Annotated in this window: 17 protein-coding genes; 7 read left to right on the forward strand and 10 right to left on the reverse strand. The window is 70.0% G+C overall.

Translation table 11 applies throughout. The features are described 5' to 3' along the window. Positions 1-52: 52 nt before the first annotated feature. Positions 53-376 carry a hypothetical protein gene (locus ACFZDJ_RS32165; RefSeq protein WP_391064053.1) on the reverse strand — a complete coding sequence of 108 codons (324 nt, stop codon included), beginning with the start codon at positions 374-376 and terminating at the stop codon, positions 53-55. Beyond that, a complete protein-coding gene (locus tag ACFZDJ_RS32170; protein WP_391064056.1) occupies positions 360-2,591 on the reverse strand; it encodes a CocE/NonD family hydrolase in 2,232 nt (743 codons plus the stop codon). The genes ACFZDJ_RS32165 and ACFZDJ_RS32170 overlap by 17 nt, the downstream gene beginning before the upstream one ends. A 470-nt stretch (positions 2,592-3,061) precedes the next feature. Here ACFZDJ_RS32170 and ACFZDJ_RS32175 point away from each other — a divergent pair, with 470 nt between their 5' ends. The 5 genes from ACFZDJ_RS32175 to ACFZDJ_RS32195 all read left to right on the forward strand — a co-directional run bounded on the left by ACFZDJ_RS32175 (position 3,062) and on the right by ACFZDJ_RS32195 (position 8,796). Continuing rightward, positions 3,062-4,072, forward strand: coding sequence for a polyprenyl synthetase family protein (locus tag ACFZDJ_RS32175; protein WP_168510197.1), 1,011 nt, complete (start codon positions 3,062-3,064; stop codon positions 4,070-4,072). A gap of 170 nt (positions 4,073-4,242) precedes the next feature. After that, the gene (locus ACFZDJ_RS32180) at positions 4,243-5,274 is read left to right on the forward strand and encodes a CHRD domain-containing protein (protein WP_391064059.1); all 1,032 of its coding nucleotides are present in this window, start codon (positions 4,243-4,245) and stop codon (positions 5,272-5,274) included. A 327-nt stretch (positions 5,275-5,601) separates the two neighbouring features. Then, positions 5,602-6,825 carry a DUF2092 domain-containing protein gene (locus ACFZDJ_RS32185; protein WP_391064061.1) on the forward strand — a complete coding sequence of 408 codons (1,224 nt, stop codon included), beginning with the start codon at positions 5,602-5,604 and terminating at the stop codon, positions 6,823-6,825. Positions 6,826-6,893: 68 nt separating this feature from the next. Then, entirely contained in the window at positions 6,894-7,889 is a 996-nt protein-coding gene (locus ACFZDJ_RS32190) for an ABC transporter ATP-binding protein (RefSeq protein WP_385382128.1), read from the forward strand. Further along, positions 7,876-8,796 (forward strand): ABC transporter permease, encoded by a 921-nt coding sequence (locus tag ACFZDJ_RS32195; protein WP_384907112.1) that lies wholly within the window; start codon positions 7,876-7,878, stop codon positions 8,794-8,796. The genes ACFZDJ_RS32190 and ACFZDJ_RS32195 overlap by 14 nt, the downstream gene beginning before the upstream one ends. A 3-nt stretch (positions 8,797-8,799) precedes the next feature. On the opposite strand, the gene ACFZDJ_RS32200 is transcribed toward ACFZDJ_RS32195, so the two are convergent. Further along, positions 8,800-9,450 (reverse strand): NAD(P)H-dependent oxidoreductase, encoded by a 651-nt coding sequence (locus ACFZDJ_RS32200; RefSeq protein ID WP_391064065.1) that lies wholly within the window; start codon positions 9,448-9,450, stop codon positions 8,800-8,802. Positions 9,451-9,598: 148 nt separating this feature from the next. Beyond that, positions 9,599-10,147 carry a DUF6668 family protein gene (locus ACFZDJ_RS32205; RefSeq protein WP_391064068.1) on the reverse strand — a complete coding sequence of 183 codons (549 nt, stop codon included), beginning with the start codon at positions 10,145-10,147 and terminating at the stop codon, positions 9,599-9,601. A 201-nt stretch (positions 10,148-10,348) separates the two neighbouring features. Between ACFZDJ_RS32205 and ACFZDJ_RS32210 the strand changes: the two genes are divergently transcribed. Continuing rightward, positions 10,349-11,587 carry a tetratricopeptide repeat protein gene (locus tag ACFZDJ_RS32210; RefSeq protein WP_391064071.1) on the forward strand — a complete coding sequence of 413 codons (1,239 nt, stop codon included), beginning with the start codon at positions 10,349-10,351 and terminating at the stop codon, positions 11,585-11,587. Between the two features lie 119 nt (positions 11,588-11,706). Here the strand turns inward: ACFZDJ_RS32210 and ACFZDJ_RS32215 are convergent, their stop codons facing one another. The 4 genes from ACFZDJ_RS32215 to ACFZDJ_RS32230 form a co-directional block, all read right to left on the reverse strand. Next, entirely contained in the window at positions 11,707-12,654 is a 948-nt protein-coding gene (locus ACFZDJ_RS32215; protein WP_391064074.1) for a M28 family peptidase, read from the reverse strand. 130 nt (positions 12,655-12,784) lie between these two features. Further along, on the reverse strand, positions 12,785-13,243 hold the full coding sequence (locus ACFZDJ_RS32220; protein ID WP_391064077.1) for a VOC family protein: 459 nt from the start codon (positions 13,241-13,243) through the stop codon (positions 12,785-12,787). Positions 13,244-13,419: 176 nt separating this feature from the next. Further along, on the reverse strand, positions 13,420-14,421 hold the full coding sequence (rarD, locus tag ACFZDJ_RS32225) for an EamA family transporter RarD (RefSeq protein ID WP_391064347.1): 1,002 nt from the start codon (positions 14,419-14,421) through the stop codon (positions 13,420-13,422). Positions 14,422-14,607: 186 nt separating this feature from the next. Beyond that, entirely contained in the window at positions 14,608-15,462 is an 855-nt protein-coding gene (locus tag ACFZDJ_RS32230) for an NAD(P)H-binding protein (RefSeq protein ID WP_390934923.1), read from the reverse strand. An 89-nt stretch (positions 15,463-15,551) separates the two neighbouring features. Between ACFZDJ_RS32230 and ACFZDJ_RS32235 the strand changes: the two genes are divergently transcribed. Beyond that, positions 15,552-15,971 carry a winged helix-turn-helix transcriptional regulator gene (locus tag ACFZDJ_RS32235; protein ID WP_391064080.1) on the forward strand — a complete coding sequence of 140 codons (420 nt, stop codon included), beginning with the start codon at positions 15,552-15,554 and terminating at the stop codon, positions 15,969-15,971. A gap of 82 nt (positions 15,972-16,053) precedes the next feature. Here the strand turns inward: ACFZDJ_RS32235 and ACFZDJ_RS32240 are convergent, their stop codons facing one another. Continuing rightward, positions 16,054-17,133: a thiamine pyrophosphate-dependent enzyme gene (locus ACFZDJ_RS32240; RefSeq protein ID WP_390934927.1), complete on the reverse strand. Its 1,080-nt coding sequence runs from the start codon at positions 17,131-17,133 to the stop codon at positions 16,054-16,056. Then, positions 17,126-19,057, reverse strand: a complete 1,932-nt coding sequence (locus ACFZDJ_RS32245; protein WP_168510221.1) for a 2-oxoacid:acceptor oxidoreductase subunit alpha — start codon at positions 19,055-19,057, stop codon at positions 17,126-17,128. Before ACFZDJ_RS32245 ends, ACFZDJ_RS32240 begins: the two co-directional genes overlap by 8 nt. Positions 19,058-19,108 lie beyond the last annotated feature (51 nt).

The following is a 19,108-nucleotide window of genomic DNA, read 5'->3' on the forward strand; positions in this document are numbered from 1 at the left end:
CCAACTCACGCGACCAAGCAGAAATAAAGCGGCACTGGCGGCAAATCGGACATCAGGCTTCGAGTGTCCAGGCCGGTGAGGCCGCGGGCGGAGCCGGGCGCACCTTCCACACGGACAGGTCCGTGTCGGGGTCGTCGTCGGGGAGCCGGCCGGCGTTGGGCTTGAAGTAGAGGCCGTGGGCCCAGTATTCGGGGAGTTCGTGGCACATCAGGTCCGGGTAGGGGTCGAACTCCTGCCCCACGTAAGCCCTGTTGATCCTCGCCACCGCCTCGGCCCGGGGAATCCCGAAGCGCGAGACCATCGCGTCGGCCATCTCGCGGAAGTACGCGAGCATCCCCTCGTCCAGGGCCATCAGGAACTCACCGGTCCGCGCCATGCTCCTCCGGGTTGCCCATGCCGCCGCCGGGACTCCAGTCCGCCGTCCGGGGGATTCTCCTCTCCCACGTCCGATGGAAGACCACCTCGTTGCCGTCCTTGCAGATCAGCTCGTTCGAGGTGATGAACTCCCGGGCGTCGCAGCTGAGTTCGGAGCGTGTCTCGACCCGGGCGTCCCAGGGCAGTTCCGGGCGGTGCAGACGGATCGACCTCGTCGAGCGGGTGCGGGCGGAGAGCGGGTCCGACTCGTCGATGGTGTACGTGTCCAGGGCGTCCTCCGTGCATTCGAGGCCGTCCGGGTGGACACGGGTGCCGTCCCGGCGAGGGTCGACCTCCAGGCGCCACTCGCCCCTCGCCACGTCACGGGAGACCAGGCGTTCGGGGCGGGGCTCGTCAAGGGTGGCCGGTGACGTCACTCCCAGGGGTTCGGACTGCTCCGGCTCCTCGAAGGTGATCCCCGGGTCCGACTCCCGCGCTCGCACCGGAAGTTCGAGGGAACTGGCCGCCGGGTCCAGGGTGAACCCCACCGCCGAGCCCGGCTGGGGCCAGATCCACGGCCAGTAGGCGGAGGAGAGGGAGAGCCGGATGCGGTGGCCGGGCGGGAACGCGTAGCCGATGGCGGTCAGGTCGAAAACCACGTCCTCCGTAGAGCCCGGTTTCCAGGAGACCGCCTGGTCGGAGCCGTAGCGCGCTGACAGGTTCAGAGCACCCCGGGTCACCAGCGTCGAGGAACCGTCGACAGCGACGTCGCACACCCGGGCGATCACCTGGCCCCAGGGGGAGTGGGACGTCAGACGGAGGCGGACCCTCGGGCGCCCCAGGACCCAGGTCTCCCCCGGGACCTCGAACTCGAAGCAGGCCGATCTCGCGTCCTCCTCCCGCTGGTTCGGCGGCAGGTCCGCGTCGTTCCCGACGGGACGGAAACGGCCCGCGTCCACGCCCGTGTGCTGAGGGGAGCGCACCAGCACCGGCGCGCCCCACAGCGCGTACGCGATCGGGGTCACGGAAGGTGAGGGCCAGGCGGTGTCGCCCACCCAGCGGCCGGGGAGAGACGGGTACGTCGTCGCCGGGAGGTGCGCGGCCATGACGTAGGAGCGCAGGAGGGGCTGCGCCATCACGTCACGGTTGTTCACGCCGGGGTTCGGGTGGGCGGTCGTGTCGGGGTTCGGTTCGGCGGTCGTGTCGGGGTTCGGGTGGGCGGTCGTGCCGGGGTTCGGATCGGGGGTCGTGCCGGAGTCCGGGTAGGCGGTCGCGTCGGAGCCCCGATCTGCGGTCCCGTCGGGGCTGGGATTGTTGATCGCGCCGAGGTCGGGATTGCCGATCACGTAGAGGTCGGGATGACCGATCACGTCGGGCTCGGGCCCTGGGACGCTCGTGTCGGTCGGCCTGAGCCAGTGGTCCCACCACCTCAGCGTCTCCTGGAGGAAGCCGATCGCCGGGCCCGGCGGCAGGCCCCGGTCCGGGTACTGGTGGCACCAAGGGCCGATCAGGCCGCGCACGCGGTCGGCGGGAAGGCTCTCGACCAGCCGCAGCACCGTGTCGCGGTACGGGTCGTGCCAGCCGCCCACCGCGAGCACGGCGGCCCGGATCCCTCCGTATCCCCCGTCCTCGCGCACACCGGCGTGGCGCCAGTACGCGTCCCGGGTCGGGTGGGACAGCCACGTATGGATGAACGGCTCCACCGTGTCCAGGCGCTTCACCCACATGTCGCGCCACATCACCTGGCCCACGTGTGCCGGATCCGGCGGACGGGCGACGTCGGCGAGCGCCATGGCCGCCCGGGCGTGCGTCTCGACGGCGAGGACGGAACCTCCCATGCGGTGCCCGTCGTTGTCATAGGGGTCGTCGGTCGAGCAGACCGTGACGATCGCCTTGAGCGGTTCGGGCGCGAGGGCCGCGATCCGGAGGGAGGTGAAGCCGCCCCGGGAGACGCCGAACATGCCCACCGCGCCGCTGCACCAGGGCTGGTCCGCCAGCCAGTGGATCACTTCCACCCCGTCGGCCCGCTCGCCCTCCCCGTACGGGTCCGCCGGCACGCCCTCCGAATTGCCGTAACCGCGGGCATCCACCCGGACGGAGGCGTAGCCGTGGCCCGCGTACCAGGGGTGGCGCTGCCAGTCGCGTGGCGCGGTCCGGTCGGTGAGCCGGTCCGGGAGATATTCGAGGAGCGCGGGGACGGGCGCGTCGGTCAGCGGGCGCCACACGCGTGCGTGCAAGCGGGTGCCGTCCGGGAGAGGGATCCACAGATCCTCGTGAGTCGTCTCGTGCGAGAGGACGTACGGATGTGCATGCTCATCACGGTGTCCTCTGTGTCCTCGGTGTCCTCTGCGTCCTCAGTGCCCTGCGGTCGTCCTCGGTGCCCCGGTCGTCCTCGGCGGTCGGCTCTCAACCCGTCCTATCAGCCGATACGTCTGATATCCGGCCGAATCGACTGATCAAGAACATACCGCCCGTGATCCCGTATCGCCCGAGTGTGGGACTGTCTGCCGCTCGGGGGACATCGGGTGGCGGGGGAGAGGGAAGTCGGGAGGAAGTCGGCAGTGGGGACGGTGGGCGCTCGTGGTGATCGAAACGTGACCGGATACGCTGACTTGAGTGATGGCAGCGACACATCGACAAACCGTGTCATCGACCGAATGATCGACCGAGTTCGCCATGTGATCGTCAGCAGACAGGAGAACCTCTCGTGACCGTCGTCGGGCCGTTCGGGCTGAGCGTGCGGGACCAGGCTCTCGAAGCCGATGTCCAGGCCGGATTGACGGCTGTGGAGGAGGGCTTGCTCGAAGTCACCAAGAGCGAGGTCCCCTTCATCACAGAGGCCGCGCAGCACCTGCTGCGCGCCGGCGGGAAGCGGTTCCGTCCGCTGCTCGTGATGCTCGCCGCGCAGTTCGGTGACCCCTACGCGCCGGGTGTCGTGCCCTCGGCCGTGGTCGTCGAACTGACCCATCTCGCCACCCTGTACCACGACGACGTGATGGACGAGGCCGACGCGCGGCGCGGCGTGCCCAGCGCGAACACCCGCTGGGGCAACTCGGTCGCCGTGCTCACCGGCGACTTCCTCTTCGCGCGCGCGTCGCACACCCTGGCCGACCTCGGGCCCGAGGCCGTCCGCATCCAGGCCGAGGCGTTCGAGCGGCTCGTCACCGGACAGATCCTGGAGACGGCGGGGCCCCGCGACGGGCGCGACCCGGTCGACCACTACCTCGACGTGCTCAGCGGCAAGACGGGCTCGCTGGTCGCCGTGGCGTGCCGGTTCGGCGCGATGATGTCGGGCGCCGACGAGACGGTCGTGGACGTGCTGACGCAGTACGGGGAGCGGCTGGGCGTCGCCTTCCAGCTCGCGGACGACGTGCTCGACATCGCCTCCGACTCGCACGAGTCCGGGAAGACGCCGGGGACGGACCTGCGCGAGGGCATCGCCACGCTGCCGGTGCTGCGGCTGCGTGAGCGGGCGGAGCGGCTCGGTCTCGCCGAGGACATCGCGCTGTGCGAGCTGCTCGACTCCGACCTCACGGACGACGACCGGCACGCGCAGGCGCTGGCCCTGCTGCGGGCGCATCCCGCGCTGGAACAGGCCCGCCGTGACACCGTGCGGTACGCCGAGGAGGCCCGCGCCGCGCTCGTTCCGCTCCCCGAGTGCGATGCGAAGGCCGCGCTCGTGGAACTGGTGGACGCGGTGGTGCACCGGGCCGGATAGGCGCCCGGAGCGCGCCACTGGCGTACGCCCTCCCCGGTGTCGACGTACACCCTCCCCGATGTGATGCACGTCACGTTGTTGGATTGAGTCCAGGGTAGGAATCGGTCCGTACTCCCGTACAGAAGCTGACGCAGGGGGCGTCGGCTGCATTACGGGGAGAAAAAAGAATCATGGAATCGAACGCCACGTTCAATGCCATGTCGGACATGCGTCGCAGGGGCCTGGTCCTGGCCGGTGTCGCGGTGGCAGCCGCGGCCGGTGTGGCCGCCGCCGTCATCCCGGCGGTCGCCGCCGGCGGCAGCCACCACAGTGACCACGGCGGCATGAGCCACTCGGCGCATGGCGACCAGACCATCGTCGCGCAGAGCGGAGTCGTCGGCGGCAGCGGCGGCACCATCCTCGCCACCAGCCTCCGCGGAGCCAACGAGGTACCCGTCAAGGGCGGCCCCGCCGTCGGCGACAAGGACGGCGCGGCACTGGAGTTCATCAAGGTCAAGGGGGACAAGGTGTCCGTCGCCGTGACCTGGCGCGGCACCGGCAGGCCGACCATGCTCCACATCCACCAGGGCGCCAAGGGCACCAACGGCGGCGTCAAGATCGACTTCACCAAGCTGCTCGGCACGATCAAGGGCCACCACGTGGTCGGCACCGTGAAGGTGAAGGACGCCGCCCTGCTGGAGCGGCTGAAGAACGACCCGGGTGCGTTCTACGCCAATCTGCACACCGCCGAGTTCCCGGGCGGAGCTGTCCGCGGCCAGCTCCACAAGGTCACCGGCTCCTTCGACTTCCGTGACTCCCTCGACAACTTCCAGGCGTCCGTGGTCAAGGGCAAGCAGATCTACGAGTGCAAGCCCGCCGAGGGTGGTGGCTACGCCTTCGCGCAGCGTGACGTCGCCGCGCTGCTCGGTGGCGACATCGTGCACACGTTCGTGAAGCCCAACTCCGGTACGCCGCAGTGGGTCGCGCCCGACCGTAGCGCGGTCACCGGAGCGGTGATCTCCAAGACTCCGAACGGCGACAAGAACATCGCCGAGCTGGACCTCAAGGCCACCCAGTCCGGCAAGCACCGCGGTCTGCTGGCCGACACGCAGGAGATCCTGCGGCTCAACACCGTGGGCGGCGTCGCCCCGGCCGGCTCCTGCTCGCCGGGCACGATCGTGGGCGTGCCCTACCGGGCGGACTACGTGTTCGTGCAGCGCTGACGGACACGGGCCTCGTGCGGCGCTGTGACGGACACGGGCCTCGTGCGGCGCTGTGACGGACACGGGCCTCGTGCGGCGCTGACGGGTACCGAGGCGCAGTGAGGCTCATGCGGTGGTTTCCCCAACCCCTACGGGTCGGGGGAGCCACCGCCTCCTCACGTCATACCGCAGGACTACGTGGAGTTGAGTCCGGGGTCTGACGCTTCTCGTCGGCCGATTTGGTCAGATTGAGAACACCACTCCTCACCGGTTCGGGTGAGAATGGCGGCTATAGGGGTGGAGAAGTGAGGACGGTAGGCCGCCGCCGACGACGGAGGTAAGGCACACATGGCACCGTACGAATCCGACAGGACCGCCGGGGCGGAAGGGCTGCCCGACGAGGCCGACGACGTCCGCGCCGGTCGGCGCAAGGCTGCTCGTTACGTCGTTCCGGTCGCAGTGGTGGGGGTGGCGGCCGCGACCATCGGGCTCGTCCCGGCGCTCGCCGACTCCGGCGACCCCAGCCTGCCGAAGATCACCGCAGAGCAGCTCATCGAGAAGATCGCCAAGTCGGACGTCCAGCAGCTGTCCGGCACGGTCAAGGTCAGCACCGATCTCGGACTGCCCAGCCTGGGCGGCCTGGAGAGCGGCATGCTGTCCGGCGCCACCAAGGGATCCGGCGGCTCCTCCGCCGACCCGCAGTCCAAGCTCATGGAGCTGGCCTCCGGCACGCACACGGTGCGCGTCGCGGCCGACGGCCCGGACAAGGCCAAGGTCTCCGTCCTGGAAAACGCCGCCGAGTACAGCGTCATCCACAACGGCAGCGACGTATGGGCGTACGACAGCAAGTCGAACGAGGTGTACCACTCGACGGCCCCCGCAGCCGAAAAGGGCCGGGAGAAGGCGCCGAAGGACGTCCCGACGACGCCCAAGGAGCTCGCCGACGAGGCCCTGAAGTCGGTCGACGACACGACCTCCGTGACGGTCGACGGCACGGCGCAGGTCGCGGGCCGTGACGCCTACAAGCTGCTCATCAAGCCGAAGCAGTCCGGCTCCACGGTCGGCGCGATCACCGTCGCGGTGGACGCGAAGACCGGGGTGCCGCTGAAGTTCACGCTGGTCCCGAAGAGCGGCGGCGCGGCCGTGGTGGACGCCGGTTTCACCCAGGTCGCCTTCGCCAAGCCGGCCGCCTCGACCTTCGACTTCACCCCGCCGAAGGGTGCGAAGGTCACCGAGGGCAAGGACTCCAAGGACTCCAAGGCCCCGGAGTCCGGTCCGACCCGCGGTGACCTCGGCAAGGGGCTCGACGGTCTGAAGACCATCGGCAAGGGCTGGAGCACCATCGCGGAGTTCGACACGGGCGGCCAGGGCATGCCCTCCGGCTCGTCGTCCCAGGGCGGCAACTTCTCCGGGTTCCTGAACTCCCTCGGTGACCACGTCAAGGGCAAGTTCGGCTCGGGCACGGTCTTCTCGACCCGCCTGGTCAACGCGCTGATCACGGACGATGGCAAGGTGTACGCCGGTGCGGTCACCAAGGACGCGTTGGTGAAGGCGGCCAACGCGGCCCACTGAGCACCGTACGGACGGAACCGACGGACGGAACCGACCAGGGTACGGATGAAGCCGAAACGAGGGAGCCCATGGAGGAGCGGTCCGCCGAGGGTACGGACCCGCCTGTGGCAGGCACCGCCACCGCGTCCGCCGAGGGTACGGTGATCGCCACCCGCGCGCTCACCAAGCGCTTCCGCGGCGGACAGCTCGCCGTGGACGGTCTCGATCTGACCGTCCCGGCGGGCAGCGTCTTCGGCTTCCTCGGACCCAACGGCTCGGGCAAGACCACCACCATCCGCATGCTGATGGGCCTGATCGAGCCGACCTCGGGCACGGCGCGTGTGCTGGGGCAGCCCATGCCCCGCGCCACCCGCGCCGTGCTCCCGCACGTGGGCGCCCTCATCGAGGGCCCCGCGCTGTACGGCTTCCTCTCCGGCCGTGACAACCTCCTCCGGTACGACGCCGCCGACCCGACCGCCGACCCGCGCACCCGGCGTACCCGCGTCGCGGCCGCCCTCGACCGGGTCGGACTCACCGCGGCCGCGGGCAAGAAGGCGAAGGCGTACTCGCTCGGCATGAAGCAGCGGCTCGGGCTCGCGGCCGCGCTGCTCCAGCCCCGCCGCCTGCTCGTCCTGGACGAGCCGACCAACGGCCTCGACCCGCAGGGCATGCGCGAGATCCGTTCCCTCGTGCGGGAGCTGGCCTCGGACGGCACGACCGTCTTCCTCTCCTCACACCTGCTCGACGAGATCGAGCAGGTGTGCACGCACGCCGCAGTGATGGCACAGGGGCGGCTGATCACCCAGGGCCCGGTGGCGGAGCTCGCGGCGGGGGCACGAGGGCGGCTGGTCGTGACCACCCCGGACCCCGGGGACGCGGCGCGCGTACTGAAGGAACAGGGAATCGCGGATCTCGTCGTGACGGAGACGGGCGTGACCGCCGAACCTCCGGACCGCGAACTCGCCGAACTGAACGCCGCGTTGGTCACGGCGGGCGTCCGCGTCCGTGGCTTCGGCGTCGAACGGGCCTCACTGGAGGACGCGTTCGTGGCGCTGACGGGGGAGGGGTTCGATGTCGCGGGCTGAGACCGAGGGCGAGGCTGAAGCCGAGGCCGAGGCAATACGCGTCCAGGACACGGCGGTACGGAAACCGAGTCCCCTGTGGACCTTCGGACTCTTCCGCAGCGAACTCCTCACCACCTTCCGGCGCTGGCGGACCATCGCGCTGCTCGCCGTGCTCGCGGCCGTGCCGATCCTCATCGGCATCGCGATCAAGATCGAGACCCGCGACGGCTCGACGGGGGGCGGTGGTGGCGGCGAAGGACCGGCGTTCATCTCGCAGATCACCAACAACGGCCTGTTCCTGGTGTTCACGGCGCTCGCCGCGACCCTCCCCTTCTTCCTGCCGATGGCCATCGGCGTCATCGCGGGCGACGCGATCGCGGGCGAGGCGAACGCGGGGACGCTGCGCTACCTGCTGGTCGCGCCCGCCGGCCGCAGCCGCCTGCTGCTCACCAAGTACGCGACCACCATGACGTTCTGCCTGGTCGCGACCCTGGTGGTGGCGCTCTCGGCGCTCACGGTCGGCGCGCTGCTCTTTCCCCTGGGCGAGCTGACGACGATTTCCGGGACCAGGATCAGCTTCACCGAGGGGCTCGGGCGGGCGTTCCTCATCGCGCTGGTCGTCGCCGCGTCACTGATCGGCGTCGCGGCCCTCGGCCTGTTCGTCTCGACGCTGACCAACAGCGGCATCGCGGCGATGGCGACGACGGTCGGCCTTCTCATCACCATCCAGATCCTGGACCAGATCCCCCAGCTCCACGCCCTCCAGCCGTACTTCTTCTCCCACTACTGGCTGTCCTTCGCCGACCTCATGCGCGACCCGGTGTACTGGGACGACCTGGTCCGCAATCTCGGACTCCAGGGCCTGTACGCGGCGGTGTTCGGCTCGGCGGCGTGGGCGCGGTTCACGGCGAAGGACATCACCGCGTAGCCGCTAGCGCGCGGCTGCCACACCCTGGGTCTCGCGCCTTTCGCGCCTTTCGTGCCCCTCGTCGGTGTCGTGCGTCTCGTAGGGGTAGCGGGCGAGCGGTGCCTCCCGTGCGAAGAACGTCTTCGCACGCGCCAGCGCGGCCGTGTCCTTCAGTACGTCACCGGGCTTGCTGCCGTTGCCGAGCAGGACCCCGCCGAACCGCATGCCCAGGTACGCGGCCGAGTGGTCGAGAGTGCCGATCAGCGGGTCGGCGACCTCTTCCTCCTCGTGCGCCAGCGCGGTGACGCCCCAGAGGGTGCGCCCCGCCATCCTGGCCTTGAAGTCGACGCCGGGGGTACGCAGCCAGCCCGACCAGTAGTCCAGGTAGCGCTTGGTGAGGCCGGAGACCGAGTACCAGTACAGCGGCGAGGCGATCACGATGTCGGTGGCCGCCAGGGTGGCGTCGAGCAGCAGCGCCGGGTTGCTCCCGGCGGCCGGGTGTACGTGGTCGCTGTCGCGCCGCAGGTCCACGAAGTCGGGCAGCGGGTGCTCGGCGAGGCTCAGCCAGCGCTGCTCGACATCCGCGGGCAACTGTTCGGCGGCCCGGCGGGCCAGCAGCTCGGTGTTGCCGTCGGGGCGGCTGCTGCCCAGCAGGAACAGGAAATGTCGGCTCATGGGTCCCCCAGGGTGCGTGTGCGACGGGTCGTGGAACAGCACGACCGCGACTGCATGCGTGCACAATATATGCATGCGCATGAGACGTCCATGCTGCGATACGGGATGAGGGATGCCTGCCGTCGGCTGCCGGGCGTCTTGTCTGAGGTCAGAGCCGACGCGCGGCGTCCGTCAGGCGGGCCAGCGCGGCCGTTTCGCGGGGCGGCGGCGAGGCGAGGTCACCGATGCGCCACGCCGGGATCCACGGCACCTGATACACGTCGATCATCGAATCGATCACCTTGACGCGCTGGGCGAGTGGGCGGGGCAGCCGTCCGGGCGCGTCCGCGACCAGCACCACGGCGTCGAGGTCGAGCCCCGGGGGCGCCTCGCCCCGGCGGAAGGTGTCCAGGGTGTGCGAGACGGCGTCCAGTCCCGCCGCGTGCGTACGCCCGACGAGGAGCACCGACCCCGGTTCTCCCTGGTCGGGCCGGGGCCAGTTCCGCCCGGCGTCATGGCCGCCGAAGGCCGCGGCGAGCGTGGTGGTGCCGGCCCCGCCGTGCGTCGCGACCCAGGCGAACCGTCGTGGGCCGACGGCGAGGTGGCCCGGTTCGCCCCCCGCGGGTTCGGGCCACCGAGTGGGTTCCACCGTGTCGGCGACCGGCCCGCGGAGCCAGATTTCGGGCCCCGCCGTCCCCTGCCGCGTGCTCCCCTGCATCACCTGACCACTCTCCTCGGCCGTCCGTTGTCAGTCATCGGTCGTCACCGACCGTCATCCTTGTCGTCGGCCACTCTTACGAGCCTGTGACGTCGTAGTGACGCATGCAGCGGTGGTGAGCCGAGAGACTTGACTGTATGTACCTGACCGGATCTTGAGGCAAGGTCGACGCATGGAAGTACGACCCGAGTGAGGGAATCGATGTCTCGACTCAGCCGCGAACAGAAGCGGGAATCCAAGCGGCAGCGCTCGGCGGTCGGCCCCGGTGCCGGCCCGCTGGAGGTGCGGGTCCCCGTGCCTGCGGGGGAAAACGGGGGCGCCGCCACGGTCGGTGGTGTGCCGGTCGTCGTGGTGCCCGGCGAGACAGTCCAGGCCGCCGTCCTGAACCACCTCCACGGACTCGCCATCGCCGTCGGTCACTCCGTCCTCGCCACCGTCCACGACGAACGGATCGGCTTCGTCGTACCGCTGGAGGTGTACGGGGACGGGTCGAGCCGGTACACGGGCGAGCCGGTACGGGTGGGGCCGCCGGCCGAGGTGCCCGGGGTGCAGGAATCCCCTCCCGCGATGCCCGCGGCTCCCCCCGCGCCGCCGCCGCCGGTACCTCCGGTTCCGCCACGGGACAGCGCGACGCACGTGGTGCGGGCCGTGGAGGAGCCGCAGCCGGTGCCGCAGCCGATGCCGGTGTCGGTGTCGGAGCCTCAGCCCCTGCCCGGGGCCGCGGCGACGCATGCGCTGCGGGCGCTGCCGGAGCCGACGCGGGACGCCACGCCCGGCGTCGCGGTGGCACCGACGGGCGAGTTCGGCCCGCCGCCCGTGGGGCTGACTCCTGAGCGTCCGGCCCCCGCGATGGAGGCCATGTCCCTCATGGACCCCGAGCCGGAGCCGAAGCCCACTCCCGCGCGCGGCTTCGACGCCGTCGCCGAGTCGGTGCTGGCACCGGTTCAGGAGACGGAGGGCGCGGCGTTCCTCGTGGAGCCCGTGGCGCGGATCAACGAGGCCGTGAAGATGGGCCGGATCGAAGAGGCCACGGGGATGGCGGAGCGGGTCGGCGCGGACGCGGCGCGGTCGCTGGGCCCCGAGCACCCGGAGGTGCTGCGGCTGCGTGAGCTGACCTCGTACATCGCCTACTTGGCCGGTGACCCGCTCCGGGCGTTCCACCTCTCCCTCGACCTCGCCCGGGTCCGCAGGCGGCACCAGGACCCCGACGCCGCGTATGGCAACGTACAGAGCGCCGCCGCGGCCTGGCGCGCCGTCCGCGACCCCGTGCAGGGGCTGAATCTGGGGCAGGACCTGATCACGCTGTGGACCGAACTCGTGGCCGACGGCGGCCCCGCCGCAGACGACCTCGAACAGCTCGACTCGGCCCGCACCCGTATGACCCGCCTCGCGGGGCGGGCCCGGGCCCGCCCCCTGGCGGACAACCCGTACACAGCCTAGGAGGGCTGGGAGGACGAGGCCCCGCAGGGAAGACTCCGTGGGTGCCCCCACGGAGCCCCCACGGAGCCCCCACGGAGCCCCCACGGAGCCCCCTGGGAGCCCTAGGAGCCCCAGGAGCCCTAGGAGGACAGCGTCCACACGGCGTGCGCCAGCGCGTCCGCGTTCCGGTTCAGCGCCGTGTCGTCGATGTTGGACGCCGTGTCGCAGGAAGCGTGGTAGCAGCGGTCGAAGGCCTGGCCGGAGGTACCGCCCCACTTGGCGGCCTGGGCGGCCGTCTTGATGTAGTCGGCGCCGCTGAAGAGGCCGCCGACCGGTATGCCCACGTTCTTGAAGGGGGAATGGTCCGAGCGGCCGTCGCCCTCGGTCTCGGGCTCCGTGGCGATGCCGACGCCCGCGAAGTAGTCCTTGAAGGTCTTCTCGATCGTGGGGTCGTCGTCGTAGACGAAGTAGCCGGGGTTCGGCGAGCCGATCATGTCGAAGTTCAGATAGTCGCCGATCTTCGCCCGGTTCGCGGAGGACAGGCTGTTCACGTAGTACTTCGAGCCGACCATCCCCAGCTCTTCCGCGCCCCACCAGGCGAAGCGCAGGTGCTTGGTGGGCTGGTACTGGGTCCGGGAGACGGCGAGCGCGGTCTCCAGGATCGCGGCGGACCCGGATCCGTTGTCGTTGATGCCGGGCCCGGCGGTCACGCTGTCGAGGTGGGAGCCCGCCATGACGACCTGGTTGGCGTCGCCGCCGGGCCAGTCGGCGATCAGGTTGTACCCGGTGCGCCCGGAGGACGTGAACTGCTGGAGGGTCGTGGTGAATCCGGCCGCGTCCAGTTTCGCCTTCACGTAGTCGATGGAGGCCTTGTAACCGGTGCGGCCGTGTGCGCGGTTGCCGCCGTTGGCGGTGGCGATGGACTGCAGCTGTGCGAGATGGGCCTTGACGTTGGCCACGGGGATGTCGGGTGCGGCGGCCGCGGCGGTGGGGGCGGGCGCCGCGCCGGTTATCGCGCCGGTGGTGAGGAGCGTGACGGCCGCGACGACGACGGCGCCGGTGGCACGCCCGGGAACGGAGAGCTTCATGTGGGGGGGCTCCGGATTCCTTGTGGGAAAGAGGTGCCTGATGGTGTTTCTGAGGCTGACGTTCCGTCAAGAGCGCAATCCGGTCAGGGTGGTTCGCATAGCGGACCCGGGCCACCGGGGTGAGCGACGCTCACTGCACGCAGAACTCGTTCCCCTCCGGGTCGGTCATCACCACCCACTCGCCGGCCGGTTCCTTCACATGGCGCAGTACGTCCGCGCCCAGCCCCTCCAGCCGGGCGACCTCGTCCGCGCGTCGGCCCTCGCCCGGGTGCAGGTCGAGATGGAGCCGGTTCTTGACAGTCTTCGGCTCAGGGACGCGCTGGAAGAGCAGGCGCCGCCCGAGCTCGATGCCGCGCTCCTTGTCGTACGGGTCGTCCGGATGCCGTACGGCGATCAGGTCCCGGAAGGCCGGGCGGCCGTGGAAGTCGACGGCGGCCTCGGCCGGCAGGGCACCGAGGCCCAGGAGTCGTTCGACGAGCGCGCTGTTGTCCTCGACCTCGTAACCGAGGGCGGCGGCCCAGAAGTCGGCTTGGGCGTGCGGGTCGGTGGCGTCGATGACCAGCTTCCAGTGCACGGGCGTAGGCGTCATGCAGCCACTCATAGTGGTTGCATGACCGAGCGTGCAACGGATTCGCGCAGGTGCCCCTCGAACACCGGACCCCGGACCCCGGACCCCGGACCCCGGACAGTGGACGCCGGACAGTGGACGCCGGACACCCCGAGGCTTCCAGGGGTGCGGGGTAGGGGCGGCGGGGGCGAAACCCTCTACGACTTGGCGTCCACGGCGGCGGCACTCCGCACGCCGGCAACGGCACCCCCGCCGGCCCCGGCCTTGAGCGCCCGAGCCGCCCGCCGCGCGGTCCGCAGCGCGTCGAAGGTGAGCAGCGACAGCGCGAGCCAGACCAGCGCGAACCCGGCCCACCGCTCCAGCGGCATGGCCTCGTGGAAGTAGAGGATGCCGAGCAGGAACTGGAACACCGGGGCGAGGTACTGCAACAGCCCCAGCGTGGACAACGGCACCCGTATCGCGGCCGCGCCGAAACAGACCAGCGGAAGCGCGGTCACCACGCCCGTCGCCGCGAGCAACGTCGCATGCCCCGCACCCTCCGTGGCGAAGGTCGCGCCCCCGCTCGAACCCAGCCACAGCAGATAGGCGAGCGCGGGCAGGAACTGGATCGCCGTCTCGGCGGCGAGCGACTCGATCCCGCCGAGGTTGACCTTCTTCTTCACCAGCCCGTACGTGGCGAAGGAGAAGGCGAGGGTGAGAGAGATCCACGGCGGCCGGCCGTACCCGATGGTGAGGACGAGCACCGCGGAGAAGCCGACACCGACCGCCGCCCACTGCACGGGGCGCAGCCGTTCCTTCAGCAGCAGGACGCCCATGGCGATGGTGACGAGCGGGTTGATGAAGTAGCCGAGGGACGCCTCGACGACGTGCTCGCTGTTCACGGCCCAGATGTAGACGCCCCAGTTGATCGTGATCACGGCCGCCGCGACGCTGATCAGCGCCAGCTTGCGCGGCTGTCGCAGCAACTCGCCGAGCCAGGCCCAGCGACGCATCACCAGCAGGGCGATGCCGACCACGGCGAGGGACCACACCATCCGGTGGGCGAGGATCTCCAGGGCCCCGGCCGGCTTCAACAGCGGCCAGAAGAGGGGAACGAGCCCCCACATGCCGTACGCGGCGAAGCCGTTCAACAGCCCGACGCGCTGCTCGGCCTTGGATATCTGGGGCCCTGTCGGGCCGACCGGGCCACTGGAACTCATGGAGCCGGTCGCACCCGTCGAATCCTTCGCCTGCTGCACGGCCACCGGCCCTCCCTCTCGCACAGCTGCTCCCGTGCAGCCTCCAAGAAGGTAGCGCCGAGCACCCCCGCCTGTCATGCCCGTATCGCTATACGGTCATGACGGGCGGGGGTGCGGGTGGCGACGGTGCCGGGGCCCGAGGGGGAGTCAGCCCTTCAGCGCCGCCGCGATCGACTCGGCGACCGGCGTGGTCGGGCGGCCGGTCAGCCGGGACAGGTCACCGCTGGTGCCCGCGAGCTCGCCCTTCTCGATGGACGCGTCGACGCCCGCCAGGATCGCGGCGAGGGGGCCGGGCAGTCCGGCGCCGGTCAGGATGCCGGTGAGCGCCTCGACGGAGACGCTGTTGTAGGCGATCTCCTTGCCGGACTGCTCGGCCACCAGGGCGGCGTACTCGGCGAAGCTCCACGCGGTGTCGCCGCTCAGCTCGTACGTCTTGTTCTCGTGGCCCTCACCGGTCAGTACGGCCACGGCGGCGGCCGCGTAGTCGGCGCGGGTGGCGGAGGCGACCCTGCCGTCGCCGGCGGCCTGGGTGACGGCGCCGTACTCGAGGACCGGGGCGAGGTTCTCGGTGTAGTTCTCGTTGTACCAGCCGTTGCGCAGCAGGGCGTAGGGCACACCCGACTCCAGGATCGCCTTCTCGGTGCCCTTGTGGTCGTCGGCGAGGGCGGCGGTGAGGGTGCCCGGGGCGCTGGTGTACGCGAAGAGCGCGACCCCGGCGGCCTTTGCGGCGTCCAGGACCACCTGGTGCTGGGCCACGCGGCCCTTGTCGAACTCGTTGCCGGAGATGAGCAGCACCTTGTCACCGGCGGCGAAGAGGGTCCCGAAGGTCTCGGGCTCGTTGTAGTTGGCGACCGCGATCTTCACACCGCGGGCCGAGAAGCCGGCGGCCTTCTCCGCGTCGCGGACGACGGCGGTGATCTGGTCGGCCGGAACCTTCTCCAGCAGCCCCTCGATGACGTGGCGGCCGAGGTGTCCGGTGGCTCCGGTGACGACGATGCTCATGACGTGGCTCCTTGTGGGGTGGGTCTGCCACTAACCCTAGGAGAAGCGCTAACTATGCGAAAGTACCCACTTTGAAGTAAGGTACTGGCATGGGAGTAAGTGCAGAAGTGCCCGCGGCCGTCTCCAGGTACGACACCGGCGAGGCGATGTGCCCGTACCGCCTCGTCCTGGAGCACGTCACCAGCCGTTGGGGCGTGCTCGTACTGATCGAGCTCCTCGACCGCCCCTACCGCTTCAGTGAACTGCGCCGGGCGATCGGCCGGGTCAGCGAGAAGATGCTCACCCAGACTCTCCAGACCCTGGAGCGCGACGGTCTCGTCCACCGTGACGCGAAGCCCGTGATCCCGCCCCGTGTCGACTACTCGCTCACGGAACTGGGCCGCGAGGCCGCCGAGCAGGTGCGCGCGCTGGCCGTCTGGACCAAGGACCGGATGGACGACGTCGAGAAGTCCCGCCACGCCTACGACGAGGCCCGGGCGTCAGCCACCCGGGCCCCTGGAACTTCTTGAACGCCTCGAAGAACGCCTCGAAGAACGCCTCCAAGAACGCCTCCAAGAACGCCTCCAAGAACGCCTCGAACGGTCGGCTGGCTCAGCCGACGACCGTCCAGGAGTCCCCGCCCGCGAGGAGCGTCGCGAGGTCGCCCTTGCCGTTCTGTTCGATGGCCGTGTCGAGCTGGTCGGCCATCTGGGTGTCGTAGACCGGCCGCTCCACGGAGCGCAGGACGCCGATCGGGGTGTGGTGCAGGGTGTCCGGGTCGGCCAGCCGGGAGAGCGCGAAGGCCGTGGTCGGGGACGCGGAGTGGGCGTCGTGGACCAGGATCTGTGCCTCGTTCTCCGGGGTGACGGCGACGACCTTCAGGTCACCGGTCAGCTGATCCCGTACGACACCCTTGGCGCGGTCCGCGCCGAAGCGGATCTGCTGCCCGTGTTCGAGGCGGATCACCGCCTCCTCGGCCTGCTGCTTGTCCTTGAGGACCTCGAAAGCGCCGTCGTTGAAGATGTTGCAGTTCTGGTAGATCTCCACCAGCGCCGTGCCCGGGTGGGCGGCGGCCTGCCGCAGTACGTCGGTGAGGTGCTTGCGGTCGGAGTCCACGGTCCGGGCCACGAAGGACGCCTCCGCGCCGATGGCCAGGGACACCGGGTTGAAAGGCGCGTCCAGCGAGCCCATCGGCGTCGACTTGGTGATCTTGCCGACCTCGGAGGTCGGTGAGTACTGCCCCTTGGTGAGGCCGTAGATCCGGTTGTTGAACAGCAGGATCTTCAGGTTCACGTTGCGGCGCAGCGCGTGGATCAGATGGTTGCCGCCGATGGAGAGGGCGTCCCCGTCACCGGTCACCACCCACACACTCAGGTCCCGCCTGCTGGAGGCGAGCCCCGTCGCGATGGCGGGCGCGCGGCCGTGGATGGAGTGCATGCCGTACGTATTCATGTAGTACGGGAAGCGGGACGAGCAGCCGATGCCCGACACGAAGACGATGTTCTCCTTGGCGAGGCCGAGCTCGGGCATGAAGCCCTGCACGGCGGCCAGGACCGCGTAGTCACCGCAACCGGGGCACCAGCGCACTTCCTGATCGGACTTGAAGTCCTTCATGGACTGCCTGGCCTCGGCCTTGGGCACCAGAGTGAGCGCCTCGATCGTGTCCGCGCTTCCTGTGGTCGTCTCAGCCATCGATGGCCTCCTTGAGCGCCGTGGCGAGCTGTTCGGCCTTGAACGGCATGCCGTTGACCTGGTTGTAGGAGTGCGCGTCGACCAGGTACTTCGCCCGGACGAGCGTGGCGAGCTGGCCGAGGTTCATCTCGGGGATCACCACCTTCTCGTAACGCCTCAGCACCGCGCCGAGATTCCGGGGGAACGGGTTGAGGTGGCGCAGATGGGCCTGCGCGATGTTCTCCCCGGCCGCCCGCAGCCGCCGTACCGCCGCGGTGATGGGTCCGTACGTCGAACCCCAGCCCAGAACCAGGGTGTTGGCCTCGCCGGACGGGTCGTCGACCTCGATGTCCGGGACGTCGATGCCGTCGATCTTCGCCTGGCGGGTGCGGACCATGAAGTCGTGGTTGGCGGGGTCGTAGGAGATGTTGCCCGTGCCGTCCTGCTTCTCGATCCCGCCGATGCGGTGTTCGAGACCCGGTGTGCCCGGGATCGCCCAGGGGCGGGCCAGGGTCCCCGGGTCGCGCTTGTACGGCCAGAACACCTCGGTGCCGTCGTCCAGGGTGTGGTTCGGACCCTGTGCGAACTGCACCCGCAGGTCCGGGAGTTCGTCGACCTCCGGGATCCGCCACGGCTCGGAGCCGTTGGCCAGGTAGCCGTCGGAGAGGAGGAGGACGGGGGTGCGGTAGATGAGGGCGATCCGGGCCGCCTCCAGGGCGGCGTCGAAGCAGTCGGCCGGTGTGCACGGGGCGACCACCGGTACCGGGGCCTCTCCGTTGCGCCCGTACATCGCCTGGAGCAGGTCCGCCTGCTCCGTCTTCGTCGGCAGACCCGTGGACGGACCGCCGCGCTGGATGTCGATGACCAGGAGCGGCAGTTCCAGGGAGACCGCGAGCCCGATGGTCTCCGATTTCAGTGCCACGCCCGGCCCGGAGGTGGTGGTGACGGCGAGGGAGCCGCCGAAGGCCGCGCCCAGGGCGGCGCCGATGCCCGCGATCTCGTCCTCGGCCTGGAAGGTGCGCACGCCGAAGTTCTTGTGCCGGCTCAGCTCGTGCAGGATGTCGGAGGCCGGGGTGATCGGGTAGGAGCCCAGGTAGAGGGGCAGGTCCGCCTGTTTGGAGGCGGCGATCAGGCCGTACGACAGGGCCAGGTTCCCGGAGATGTTGCGGTAGGTGCCGGTCGGGAAGGTCTTGGCGGCCGGGGCGACCTCGTAGGAGACCGCGAAGTCCTCGGTCGTCTCGCCGAAGTTCCAGCCCGCCCGGAACGCGGCGATGTTGGCGGCGGCGATCTCGGGCTTCTTCGCGAACTTGGTCCGCAGGAACTTCTCGGTGCCCTCGGTGGGCCGGTGGTACATCCAGGACAGCAGGCCCAGCGCGAACATGTTCTTGCTGCGCTCGGCCTCCTTGCGGGACAGCTCGAACTCCTTGAGCGCCTCGACCGTCATCGTCGTCAGCGGGACCGGATGGACGGCGTACGCGTCCAGCGAACCGTCCTCCAGCGGGCTGGCCGCGTAACCGACCTTCGCCATCGCCCGCTTAGTGAACTCGTCCGTGTTGACGATGATCTCCGCGCCGCGCGGCACGTCACCGATGTTCGCCTTGAGTGCCGCCGGATTCATGGCCACCAGCACATTCGGCGCGTCACCGGGCGTGAGGATGTCATGGTCAGCGAAATGCAGCTGAAATGAAGAAACGCCCGGCAGTGTGCCTGCGGGCGCTCGGATTTCGGCGGGGAAGTTCGGCAGCGTCGAAAGATCGTTGCCGAAGGACGCCGTCTCGGAGGTGAAGCGGTCGCCGGTGAGTTGCATTCCGTCACCGGAGTCACCCGCGAACCGGATGATCACCCGGTCGAGCCGGCGTGTTTCCTTTGCCCCCGCCGGTTTGCGCTGTTCTCCTACGACGGCTTCGTCGGCCTGCTCCGCTGGGCTACTGACCTGGCTGGTCACTTAACTGGACCTCCTTCGAGGCGGCTGTCTGGGAACGGCCTTCCCGCAGGC

This window comes from Streptomyces sp. NPDC007896 (genome assembly GCF_042959425.1).
Lineage (GTDB): Bacteria > Actinomycetota > Actinomycetes > Streptomycetales > Streptomycetaceae > Streptomyces.